The organism is Streptomyces sp. NPDC002206 (assembly GCF_053593595.1).
This window is the reverse complement of the sequence record NZ_JBSFCW010000054.1, coordinates 17588-28560: the sequence shown is the minus strand read 5'-3', so window position 1 is coordinate 28560 and position 10973 is coordinate 17588. Positions and strand designations below refer to the sequence as shown.

The following is a 10973-nucleotide window of genomic DNA, read 5'->3' as shown; positions in this document are numbered from 1 at the left end:
GCCGCCGGGGTCGCTCCCCGCGTCGTCATGGAGATCCTCGGACACAGCCAGATCGCCGTCACGATGAACATCTACGCCCACGTCGTCCAGGACACCCAGCGCGAGGCCGTGAGCCACCTGGACCGCATGCTGAAGCGGCGTCCCGGCCGTGAGTGACCGCCCCAACCGGGGCGCTCCTAGTCCCGGGAGCCTTGCCAGTCCAGGCAGACCACGGTGGCGTCGTCATGCAGGACACCTTGCTGAGCACACAGGACGGCCTGGGTAAGGGTGTGAACGGTCTCGCGAGGGTGCAGGTCGCGAGTGCCCTCGATCAGGGACGGAAGGTCCTCGGCGGCGGCGTTGCGCTCGAGCATGCCATCGGTGACCAGGATGAGGCGGTCACCTGGTCGCAGTTGGAACGACTGGACGCGGTGCGGGTACACCAAAGGGGTGCCGAAGGGCGGATCGATCTCGGGAGTGAGACGCGCGAGACGCCCCCCGCGCAGAAGCCAGGGCCACGGGTGACCGGCATTGACGAAGCCGGCACTTCCCGTCTGCAGATCGACGCGCAAGAGCTGGCCGGTGACCAAGGGGCCATGCAGTCCGTGGTCGAGCAAGGCCTGATGAGCCTGATGGGCCTGGTCGGCCAGGTCGGCTCCTTTGCGCCGCGCGCTGCGCAGAGCGCCAACAAACAGGGTGGCGATGAGGGCGGCACGGACGTCGTGGCCCATGGCGTCGGTGATGGACACATGCAGGGTGTGGCGGTCGAGGGAGTGATCGAAGGTATCGCCGGCGATCTCTTCGCTAGGGATCAGCTCGCCGGAGATCGTGAACTGTGGTGCTTCACAGGTGAGGCTGTCGGGAAGGAGGGTGTTCTGGATCTCAGCGGCCAGGTTCATGGGGAGGGTGCGGCGGCCCCACTGGTACAGGTCGGTGAAACGGCGGTTGGCGATGAGGATGTAAGCGAGAGCATGGGCCGCTTCGACGATCGCCTGCACAACTGCAGGTTCGGGGGCTTGCGGGAGGAAGACTTCAAGAAGCCCGATGGCATCCCCCCGGTTGGTCACCGGGGCCACGATCTGGACCTGCCCGTCGGGGCGCCCGCCTCGCCGGACGGACACCCGCTGTTCGCGAAGTACCTGCCCGTAGACGGTGCCGGGCAACGTGATGCGCTCACGCTCCTCACCGGCGTCGGCGAGGCTCAGGCGGACAACGGCGTTGCCGGTGAAGTCGGTGATCAAGAAGGAGACGGATCGGGCCTCCAAGCGCCTCGTCAGCTCGAAGGCGATCACCTCGGCCGACTCGACCGGCATCCGGGCCTCTGCCGCGGCGAGCAGTCCGGCCAGCCCTGCAGACCCTTCAGCCATCTCCGGTTCCTCTCGCCGGATCCGCCCAAAGATCCACTCTCACGACAGCACCGACGAGCCGCTCCCGTGACCGATGCAATACAGGGTTACTTGGCCAGAGAGTGCAAGGCCCCATTACGCCACCAGCGGCATGTCACACACCGTCGTCCCGCGTGCAGCAAGGCGACCCCACGGCGGTGTCCCGGCCGTGAGTGACCGCCCTCGTTGATGTCAAAAGTAGATGTCAAAGGCCCCCAACCATGATCGGTTGGGGGCCTTTGCACTGGTGGGCGCGGACGGTTTCGAACCGCCGACATCTGCTTTGTAAGCCTGGCGCCCACCACAGGACGGTCTTGGCTGGTCAACAGCCGTACAGCAGGGCCAAGCCTGTCAGCGCGTGCCCGCACCGCCTCGCACCCCAATTGACCGTGGCTGACCGCTCGTTCTGGCACGGATCTGGCACGCGCGCCGCCGCTCGCGTGGGGTGACCCTGGCATGCCGTCCGGCGCTCGTACCCTCCAGACCCTACTGAGCTGGGCCTCTACACATGCGGAGGCGTGCAACTCGCATCGCCGAGCCCGAATCCTGACCTCAGTCGCTAAGGCCAAAGGCCAAGAGCCAGAAGGACCATGCCCATCGAAAGGAAGATCGCACCAACGATCGTGCAGGTCGTCCTCAAGTCAGTGAAGCTGACTCCGACGCGGTTCGGCACGTGGCTGTAGATTCGCAAGGCGAAATCACGGACATTGAATGCGACCAGCAGCAGGGCGACCCCGCACCCGAGATCCCACACGATCCTTGCCCAGGTACTCAACCCGGCCCCCTCCTCGATTTACTGGCCTCATTGTGCATGGCTGATCAAGCGGCAACCTGCGGTTGCCCTCCGAGGTCGACGTAGCGCCTTGGACGGGAGATCGGGGGCCCGCAAGCTTCCCGCGACTCGGGCTATCAGCACTGGCAATACGGGCTGTAGGGATCAGCAACGGTTGCTGATAGTCGCTGTGGTTGCGGTACTTCTCTGCTGTACTGCTGGGCGAGGGGACGGACCGATGCGGGGTGGTGGAACCGTGAGTGCAGGAAGCCGCAGAGTGCTGGGAGTCGTAGGCACGGCAGCCGATGGAGTCGAGCAACTACGCACCGGCCTCGTCGAGCCGGCGATCGCCCTTGGCTGGCAGGTAGCAGTGACCCTGACCCCGAATGCCGGCCGATGGCTGCGGGCAAACGGCGAACTGGACCGCCTGGAGCGACTGATCGGCCTCCCGGTCCGAGACACCCCCGCGCCTGCCGACCGAACCTCGCCCTCACCCGGTTGCCGACTGCTATGTCGTCGCCCCGGCCAGCGCGAACTACGTTGCCAAGCTCGCAATGGGCATCGCGGACAACCAGGCACTGACGCAGGTAAGCGAGGCGCTGGGTACGACAGGCGTATCAGTCGTGGTGTTCCCCCGGGTCAACGCGGCACATGCACGGCACCCCGCGTGGGACAGCCACATCGAGACCCTGCAGAAGGCGGACGTAAGGCTCGTCTACGGCCCTGACGTCTGGCCGCTCTACGAACCCAGAGAAGGGCCAGCAGCTCGAGAGCTCCCCTGGGCCACGATCGTGGAATCCATCCATCACGTGACGGCCCAGCCTGCTTGACACCCGCTTTAGGAGCGTGGTGAGGCGAGTTGGGGTCTGACCTGCGGGATGCCGACTTCGGCGTCTGCTGGCCGTCGTCTCCGCCAGCAGCCGCAGTTCCCCGTGAGTCCCCGCCCGATCTGGCGCGGTTGTGGCACGGGAAACTCCTGATTCGTAGCTCTAGCCAGAACGGCCAGCGACGGCCATCAGGCGCTCCACCGGCCGAGGGTGCGTGGACCAGCCGCCGACTACGTGGGGGAGGCGAAAGGGTCCCTGTCAGGAACCGGTGGGCCACCCCACTGCACCTCCGGAACCAGGACAGGCGCCCAATCCGGGCCGCGGTGGTCCAGCCACCAACTGTCGATGGTGCGGAACTTCTCCTCGAACCCCCGATCCCAGCAGAGGAACCCGGTGATCGGTGCCCGAAGGCGAGTACGACGGCCGCCCGTTTCATAGATCACAACGACTTGGGCCCCCTGGAAGCGTTCGACGCGGATGGCCTGGACGTTCGACCACTGGATGGTCCGGCGGCGGAGGCCGTGCACGATGACCGTCGACTCCGTGAGAGTGACGCCGAAGTACTGCCCGAGGATCAGCAGCACGAGCACCATGGCGGCCCACGAACCCAATGACTCGGCTATCTCAGATCCGTCGCGCTTCAAGGTCACCCAATCGATGACCGTCGTGCCCCCGACGACGACAAGGAGGGGCAGAACAGGCAGTACGCGTTGGAGACGCGTATGCCGGTAACGGATGCGCTCCGGCGGCATGGCCTCGACCTGCAATTGCTCCACCAATACCCGCCCCTCACACAATGCAGCCACTCGGCACGTGATCGCCAGGGCAGCATGGCGGACCGGGGGCGCGCTGTCCATCGCCTACGGATGCCGGCCGAGCGGGCCAGCAGTGGCTTTGTTCACGGGTCGTGGCTCTGGCTCAAGTTCTGTGGCGGGTGACGTTCTGTCATTGCTCGACATCGAACAGCGAGATGGACGGTGGAGGCGGGGCAAGGGCTGCGCGGAGGCGGTTGAGGTTGGCTCGCCACTGCTTCCAGTCTGCCGGGTCGACCCAGTTCGAGGCTGGCCCGGCCTCGTCGCTGATGACGCGGGCAAGGGCCTCGTCCGCGAGCGTCCGAAGATCGTTGGGGAATGCGGGCATGGGTTTCTCAGGGCCGTAGGGTGTGTCGATTGGGTCGCCGCCTGGACATTGGGTCGCAACCAGTGCGGCGGCGGCCACCGCCTCTTCTCCTTCGGTGAGCCAGCCGACGGCATCGACGGTGCGCGTGAGGACGCCACGGATCAGCGTCTCGCGCTCCTCGGGCTTGGCCTCGTCGAGAGTGTTGGCGAAGTCCGCGGCCGTGTCGTTGTCGAAGGGGCCAGTGTCCCAGGTGCCCATGTTGATCTCCTCGTGTCGCCGGGATCCTCGCATCAGCCGCTGACACACACGGCGCCGTCCGCGGTGCAATGCGCGTCAACGCGCACTATCTCGATGTTCACGTCCACCGACAGCACCTCGACGTCCGCGATCGACGGGAACAACAACTCCTTCAGCCGGAGCACGCCCTCTTCCACGGCCCCGAACTGTCAGCCCAACCATGCTGCCCACGGGCCGTTTTCAGGCGACTTTGCGTACGACTTGGAGGGGCCCGGCTGTTACTCAGAGTGGCCGCGTTACAGAAGTTGAGCCAGAACCCGAGTTGTGAAGTCAGTTATTCACGGGTTCGGGAGGCACCTGCGCGGTGTCCTGTTCGATGTTCACGGGAGGTGACAGTGCCCGGTCCGAGGAGCGCTGCCCTGCCTATTGGAGGCTCCATCGGTGCGGGTGCCCGGGCTCGGTGGGGCAGGCGAAGATGTTCAGCAGGCCGTCTCGGCCGGTCGTGAGCTGCGTGGGGCGGCTGTCTCGAAGGTGCTCGGCGACGTCCCACTCTTCGGTGGGCATCCAGCTGCCGTTGGCGCCGTCCCACTCGTGGCTGTCGACGGTCAGCAGTAGGAGCATTGGTGCGGCACAGGCTTCGCAGTTCATCGGGTAGGGGTCGGTCGTGCGCCAGGAGGGGAATCCACCCACCCGGCAGCCCTGCGGAATCGACAGGTCACGGTGGTAGGTGACCAGCTCGTCGTCCAGGCCACGCTTTTCCGCCTTGCGTTCCTCCGCATCCTCCCAGGCGTCGATCCTTCTCCACAGCCTGGTCGGCAGCGAGCCGGCGTACGGGTAGGTGACGACCTGCTCAGGGTGCAGCACGCATGGCTCGGCGACCGCGCCCTCGAAGCCGACCAGCGCCGGCTGCGGCGGAGCGTCCAGCGGCACAGCGACCTGGTCGGAACGGCGCCAGCGCACGTGCGGGGCCAGGCCATAGCGGCTGGGGCCATGTGCCTCGAACGGGCACCAGAGGACCTGGAGCAGGTCGCAGCCGTCCGGGCCCGGCGGAAGGCCGGGCACGTCCCGCCGGTACAGCTGGACCAAGCCGATCAGCGGGATCGGAACGGCGTCGGCGATCGCCCGTTCGCGGTGCCTGCGGCCGAGGTCCTTGAGCAGGACCCGTTCCTCGTCGCTGGGCCGGTCACGAGCCCAGGCATCCGCGAGCACCTGACGCCTGCGACGGATGTCCGCGACGCGGTACCCACCACTGCGCTTGTGCGGCTCGGTGCAGACCGGCCACGGTTCGTCGGCCGGCCACAGCAGAGGACCGCCGACTGAGCTGACCGACGCGTCCGGATGCCCCGGCCGCGGGTGCAGGCGCGTCGTCACACCACGAAACGCCCCCAGCTTTGGGAAGAGCCCCTCAACTTGCACAGGGCGCGGCGGCGTAGTTCTGGTCATGGCGGAAACCCTAAGCCACTACATCGGCCATGATCACACGTGCCCGTGCTGTCCGAACTCGTGAGCATTTCGATTCGAGAGAGCGGACCAGATGACTGCCGATCTGGTGAACAAGTGCTGTCCGATCTCGGGTTCTGGCACACATTCCGTGAAACGGCCACTGTGAGTCACGCATGCGGCTGCCACACGCGCGGCCGAAGGCAGGCAGCCAGATTGCGGCCCGAACGCGATAGCGGTGATGGCCGTCTCGCTGGACTTGAAATCTTCCGTGGGGTCGGATATGGGCGACTGCCACCGCCCTCTCTCCAGCCTCGGCCTTGAGCCGCTGAACCGCACCTTTGACCTGCCTCGGCCGGATTTCAACCTGCGACACCCACTTTAGGAGCGTGGTGGGGCGATCACCTGCGTGACCTGCAGATTCCGTACCGTGGGCAGAGTCCGGCCGAACTCCCCCCTGGGGACCCCGGTTCCCCGTGAGTCCCCGTCCGTTCTGGCACGAGAGTGGCACGGCCACAGGACCTTTCCTTGGGCTCCCTCGATGCGAACTACGGGCGGTGCGGTGGCTGAGGGCTGCTTGGCTGACCATGATCGGCTCGTAGACAGCACGGTCAAGATCCGGCAGGATCGGCGGATGTTGAGGTGGGAACGGCCGTTGGTGGTCGCCGTATGCGGGTCCCCGGGGGCCGGAAAGACCACCGTTGCCTGCGCAACGGCGCGCCGCCTCGGTGTGCTGTTCCTGACCCGGGATGCGATCAAAGTCGGTCTCGGGCTGTCCTCCGCTTCCGTCGCCAAGGACGGCGGTGTTCAGCTCAACCCCGACTTCCACATCGCCGGTGGTCCTTTGAGCCTCCGCGCTGAGGCCGTGATGGTCAACGCAGCCGGTCTCCTCGCCTCCTCAGGGGTGAGCTTCGTCGTGGAGTCCTCCGTGTTGTCGCGCAAGCTGCTAGATGCGCTACTCGCATCTGACGCCCGAGTGCTCGCTGTTCACGTCGTCGCCCGCGATTCGGTCATCGACGAGCGCCTCCGCGCCCGGGCGGCCGAAGGCGGGGGAGTCGACCGACAGCTCTCATCTCAGTTCCAGCGAGGCGAGATGAAGCGGTCGATTTTCGAACCGCCGGGTGGAGTCGATGCCGTCGTTGAAGTCGATACCTCAGATGACGGCGATCCGGACATCGAACTCATCGAGGCAGCCGTCGTCGCCTTGATTCGGTGACCGAGCGCCGCTCAAAAGTACCCAGTTTGGAAGACGCCGTACGCGGATAGCGGCTGACCTGGCAACTCGCTGACCTGGGCCGAGACCCGTTCGGTGCCGCTGTTCCCCGTGAGTCCCCGCTGCGTCCCGTCGGACCGGGCACGCAACGGGCACGGCTGCCGTTGTCAGATCGCCCCTCGATGCGAACTACGGGCGGGACGGTCGCTGAAGTCTGCCCGCCTGATCAGACATTCGCTCGCGAGCGCGGCGGGTCGGCTGCGGTCGCGGCGGTTGCTGTACTTCGCTGCTGTACGCCACGCCCCAGTGACAGGGCTGGCCATCGACCGCCGGCGCGGGGAGCCCTTCACGTCCGTCACACGCGGGTGGTGTGCTGGTCCAGGATGGCCCGAAGCCGGTCGAGGTCCTCGGCCTCATGCACACCCCGCTTGGGCAGGACTTCGAGCCACATGATGTTGGGGTCTCGGCTAAGCAGAACGAAGTGGTGGGCCGTCTCCCGGTAGCCCTGGTAAACGGACCACTTCTGGACCAGCGTGCTGTAGTCGCTGTGGCAGGTGATCCCGGCCGCAGACACGGTGGCGCGGTACTCACCTTGCCATCCGATGATGCGCTGTATGTAGGCGACGTGCAGCCGTGGGTACCCCCACATCCACAGGACAACGAACAAGAGCAGCCCGGTCGAGACCACGTCGATAGTGATCAGCCAGAACCCCACCCCCAGCACGAGGAGGACGCCCCGCAGCACCAGCTTGGTCCGCTTGACCCGGTCGCGGACCCGCAGGCCGACCCGTGTGTCGGCAGGCTGCGGCCGGTACACCAGTTGGACCGCGGACGGTTCGTCCACGAGATCGCCAGAGGTTTCGGCGCTGTTGTCGGTACCTTCGGTCCAGCCGTCCTTGGCCATGATCCCTCCCCGGTTACAAGGACCGCAGGCTATCGATCGGCGGCCCTCGCACGCCCTGGTGGGGGTGACAGGCCTTGAACCTGCGGCCTCATCCTTATCAGGTCGATCACGATGAGACGCTGAGGTCGGTCAACGCAGCTGGCTCGCGAAAGCCCTGTTCACTGGGGTACGGCTCTGACCGCCGCAGTAGGCCGCTGTTGGTGTCAGGCGTTGATGTCAGACATCAGTGGGCGGTTTGACTGGCCCCGTAACCTTCCGGCGTCAAGGCTCTTGCGGCTCGCCCACGGCAGTGTCAACCGCGGAATTTCTGCGGCCTCGCCTGGTTGCCCGGATGCGGTCGATGATGAGTCCCGCAAGTCCAGCAAGGAAGCAGATCGCCCCTATGCCCAGGCCCAACCGGAGCAACGGCGGTCGGCCTCCACCCAACGCGCGGGCGCCGGCCCAGACCGCTCCGGCCGCGAGCCCGAGCCCCTGCAGCCACCATCGATCTTCCTTGATGTTCGCCATGTCCTCCCCCAGCCTCAAACGCGATGATCCCACTCGCCCCCAACCCACCACTCACCTCAGCTCCCATCCCGTCCGCCTTCGGCCCACACACCGTGGAGCGGGCGTGGTTCAGGGCGTCAAGGTGGAGCGCGCCACTGTACGAACGACCTGGACGCCATGGGCCGCGACTGCTCGGCTCTGCCTGGGACGAAGGTGGTCGGGATGGAAGCCCACAACGCTCGCCACGAATCCGCCGGCACCCGCGAACGGCGCCCCTCCCATCCCGGAGTCTGAGCGCCCCCGCCGGAGGCATGTCTTGTGCCTGCCGTGTCCCTTCGTCCAGGCTTTCTCGCTCTAGTTGCGCGACCGGCGTAGCCGGGGCCCAGAGCGGGGCGGAGACAGGAGCGCAGGGCCCCGGCGGTGAGCCGGGGAGCGCGCGACGAGCGGAGCGAGGAGCCTTGAACCCGTAGAGAAGGTTTCTACTCACGCAACCCACCGCTACGCGATGCGCCTGAGGAACTGCCGTCACTTACTACCGTCAACGCCCCCGCAGCGGGTCGCTGCGGGGGCGTTGTGGCTGGTGGGCGCGGACGGTTTCGAACCGCCGACATCTGCTTTGTAAGTTCAATCCGAGCCCGTTCCGGCTGCTGCCGTCGACCGGTGCGACGGCCGGACAGGGATGCTGGCGTACGCCCCCGTCCGGCGTCGTTGATGTCAGCCGTGGATGTCAAAAGCCGAGGCGCCGACTATCGAAGTGAACGCGTGAACGCGGCGCCCTCTACTCCCGGCGGCCGACAGCTCAGCAGTCGTAGCGGTGGACTGTGGGCCAGGTAGGGCAGGTGCGGCAGACGAAGACATAGATGCCACCGCCGTCACCCATGATCATTTCGTGGCTGTCATGCTGCAGTTCTGGATCGTCGGAGGTTTCCCATCCGCAGCCAGGACGGGTGCGCTCCTCGACCGGCAGCCAGCGGCCACACGATTCGCTCGCCGAGATCGTCAGCAAATGTTCCATCGGTGAGCCGCAGGTGCAGATCGGCCAGTTCGGTGGCTGTGTCCACCCGGGGTATCCGCCAATCTTGCCCTGCTGGGTGGTGAAGGCGTCGTAGTAGGAGATGCCGCAGGACTCCACTAACTCCTCGCTCCACTTGCCCACGCGCTCGGACAACTCCTCAGGCATGTCCCAGTTGGGGTACTCCACGGCCTCGGTGGCGTGTATCACGCAGGGTCGTGGGACGTACTCGTCGTCGAACTCGTAAGGTCGCGGTGCCTGGTCCAGCAGTCGCCGATCCGCCAAGTCCGCGGCGGATTGCCACCGCAGCACAGGCACCGGTGAATGCTGGTCATATTCGGAGTGAATCAGCGGGCACCAGAGCACTTGGAGCACGTCGGCGCCGACCGGGAACACCATTGCCGGCACGTCGCGAGCGAAGAGCTGCAGCACGGGCACCATGGCGACGGGAGCTGGACCGACCACCGCGCAACCGCGGGCAGGGTTGTAGTGATCGGGAGCCGCACACATCGGCCAGGGCTCGTCGGCGGGCCAGAGGAGCGGCCCACCCAGCGAACTTTCATCCCGCACGGGGCTGCCGGCACGCGGGTACAGCAGAGTGGTTGTCCGCGCATATGGCACAAGTTCTGGAAATTCTCTCGCGATGTCGAGCGGGGCTGGTGGAACGGTAAGCCTCATGATCACCTCCAGACCGCGCATCCTAGCGCGGCTCCAGTCAATCGCCACCGCCAGTGCCCCCTCGATGCGAACTATCGGCACGACGGTCACTGAGGTCTGTCGGCCCGGTAACACGGGCTGTAGGGATCAGCCACGGTTGTTGGTAGTCGGTGTGGTTGCTGTACTTCTCTGCTGTACTGCTGGCCCTGGGGACGGACCGATGCGGGGCGGTGGAACGGTGAGCGCAGGCAGTCGCGGAGTGCTAGCAGTCGTGGGTACGGCAGCCGATGGAATCGAGACGCTGCGCACCGGACTGGTGGAGCCAGCCATCGCCCTCGGCTGGCAGGTAGCCGTGACCCTGACGCCGAATGCCGGCCGATGGCTGCGGGCCAACGGCGAGCTGGACCGGCTGGAGACACTGACCGGCCTGCCAGTACGGGATACGCCTCGCCTGCCGATCGAACCTCGCCCGCACCCTGTCGCCGACTGCTACGTCGTCGCCCCGGCAAGTGCGAACTACATCGCCAAGCTCGCGACGGGCGTCGCCGACAACCAAGCCCTGACGCAGGTAAGTGAGGCGCTCGGCACGATCGGCGTCCCGGTCTTGGTGTTCCCCCGGGTCAACGCAGCTCATGCAAGGCATCCGGCATGGCAGGGGCACCTCGAGACATTGCGGAAGGCGAACGTGGATCTTGTCTACGGTTCCGACGTCTGGCCACTGTATGAACCTCGCGAGGGCCCAGAAGTTCGAGAACTGCCCTGGCCCACGATCATGGAGTCCATCCAGGAGGTGACGACCCAGTCTGCTCGGCATCCGCTTTAGACGTGCATCTAAAGTCGATCAAGGTACGGTCTGGTCCATCGCTCATACCAGGGGCACACACTCAACAACTCTGCATGTCTCTGGTTGGCCAAGCTTGCGGTCGTCCACAGGCACGACAA

General features: G+C 66.1%; 10 protein-coding genes and 1 pseudogene. 4 read left to right on the top strand and 7 right to left on the bottom strand.

The genetic code is table 11. The features are described 5' to 3' along the window. A pseudogene (locus tag ACWCP8_RS38980) lies at positions 1–156 on the top strand (site-specific integrase); the annotation flags it as partial. Positions 157–176: 20 nt separating this feature from the next. On the opposite strand, the gene ACWCP8_RS38975 reads toward ACWCP8_RS38980, so the two are convergent. Next, complete coding sequence (locus ACWCP8_RS38975) at positions 177–1292, bottom strand: PP2C family protein-serine/threonine phosphatase (protein ID WP_451121229.1); 1116 nt, start codon at positions 1290–1292, stop codon at positions 177–179. Between the two features lie 1398 nt (positions 1293–2690). On the opposite strand from ACWCP8_RS38975, the gene ACWCP8_RS38970 reads away from it, so the two are divergent. Beyond that, positions 2691–2966, top strand: coding sequence for a flavoprotein (locus ACWCP8_RS38970; RefSeq protein ID WP_451121227.1), 276 nt, complete (start codon positions 2691–2693; stop codon positions 2964–2966). A 227-nt stretch (positions 2967–3193) separates the two neighbouring features. Here ACWCP8_RS38970 and ACWCP8_RS38965 read toward each other — a convergent pair whose 3' ends face one another. From ACWCP8_RS38965 to ACWCP8_RS38950, 4 genes are all read right to left on the bottom strand, one after another. Further along, positions 3194–3820, bottom strand: a complete 627-nt coding sequence (locus ACWCP8_RS38965; protein ID WP_451121225.1) for a hypothetical protein — start codon at positions 3818–3820, stop codon at positions 3194–3196. An 88-nt stretch (positions 3821–3908) separates the two neighbouring features. After that, positions 3909–4340 (bottom strand): DUF4259 domain-containing protein, encoded by a 432-nt coding sequence (locus tag ACWCP8_RS38960; protein WP_451121223.1) that lies wholly within the window; start codon positions 4338–4340, stop codon positions 3909–3911. Between the two features lie 32 nt (positions 4341–4372). Then, a complete protein-coding gene (locus tag ACWCP8_RS38955) occupies positions 4373–4516 on the bottom strand; it encodes a hypothetical protein (protein ID WP_352267006.1) in 144 nt (47 codons plus the stop codon). Positions 4517–4742: 226 nt separating this feature from the next. Beyond that, entirely contained in the window at positions 4743–5762 is a 1020-nt protein-coding gene (locus ACWCP8_RS38950) for a hypothetical protein (RefSeq protein WP_352261868.1), read from the bottom strand. A 574-nt stretch (positions 5763–6336) separates the two neighbouring features. On the opposite strand from ACWCP8_RS38950, the gene ACWCP8_RS38945 reads away from it, so the two are divergent. Then, the gene (locus ACWCP8_RS38945) at positions 6337–6975 is read left to right on the top strand and encodes an AAA family ATPase (protein WP_352261870.1); all 639 of its coding nucleotides are present in this window, start codon (positions 6337–6339) and stop codon (positions 6973–6975) included. 352 nt (positions 6976–7327) lie between these two features. Here ACWCP8_RS38945 and ACWCP8_RS38940 read toward each other — a convergent pair whose 3' ends face one another. Together ACWCP8_RS38940 and ACWCP8_RS38935 are read right to left on the bottom strand one after the other, a co-directional pair. Then, complete coding sequence (locus ACWCP8_RS38940; RefSeq protein WP_079173927.1) at positions 7328–7876, bottom strand: YcxB family protein; 549 nt, start codon at positions 7874–7876, stop codon at positions 7328–7330. Positions 7877–9161: 1285 nt separating this feature from the next. Then, entirely contained in the window at positions 9162–10073 is a 912-nt protein-coding gene (locus ACWCP8_RS38935) for a hypothetical protein (protein ID WP_451121220.1), read from the bottom strand. A gap of 229 nt (positions 10074–10302) precedes the next feature. On the opposite strand from ACWCP8_RS38935, the gene ACWCP8_RS38930 reads away from it, so the two are divergent. After that, positions 10303–10854 (top strand): flavoprotein, encoded by a 552-nt coding sequence (locus ACWCP8_RS38930; RefSeq protein ID WP_451121218.1) that lies wholly within the window; start codon positions 10303–10305, stop codon positions 10852–10854. Positions 10855–10973 lie beyond the last annotated feature (119 nt).

Bases quoted from the DNA above. Each gene is read 5' to 3' on its own strand.
- ACWCP8_RS38975 (WP_451121229.1), bottom strand. From the start codon at position 1,292: ATGCCGGTCGAGTCGGCCGAGGTGATCGCCTTCGAGCTGACGAGGCGC.
- ACWCP8_RS38970 (WP_451121227.1), top strand. From the start codon at position 2,691: ATGGGCATCGCGGACAACCAGGCACTGACGCAGGTAAGCGAGGCGCTG.
- ACWCP8_RS38965 (WP_451121225.1), bottom strand. From the start codon at position 3,820: ATGGACAGCGCGCCCCCGGTCCGCCATGCTGCCCTGGCGATCACGTGC.
- ACWCP8_RS38960 (WP_451121223.1), bottom strand. From the start codon at position 4,340: ATGGGCACCTGGGACACTGGCCCCTTCGACAACGACACGGCCGCGGAC.
- ACWCP8_RS38950 (WP_352261868.1), bottom strand. From the start codon at position 5,762: ATGACCAGAACTACGCCGCCGCGCCCTGTGCAAGTTGAGGGGCTCTTC.
- ACWCP8_RS38940 (WP_079173927.1), bottom strand. From the start codon at position 7,876: ATGGCCAAGGACGGCTGGACCGAAGGTACCGACAACAGCGCCGAAACC.
- ACWCP8_RS38935 (WP_451121220.1), bottom strand. From the start codon at position 10,073: ATGCGCGGTCTGGAGGTGATCATGAGGCTTACCGTTCCACCAGCCCCG.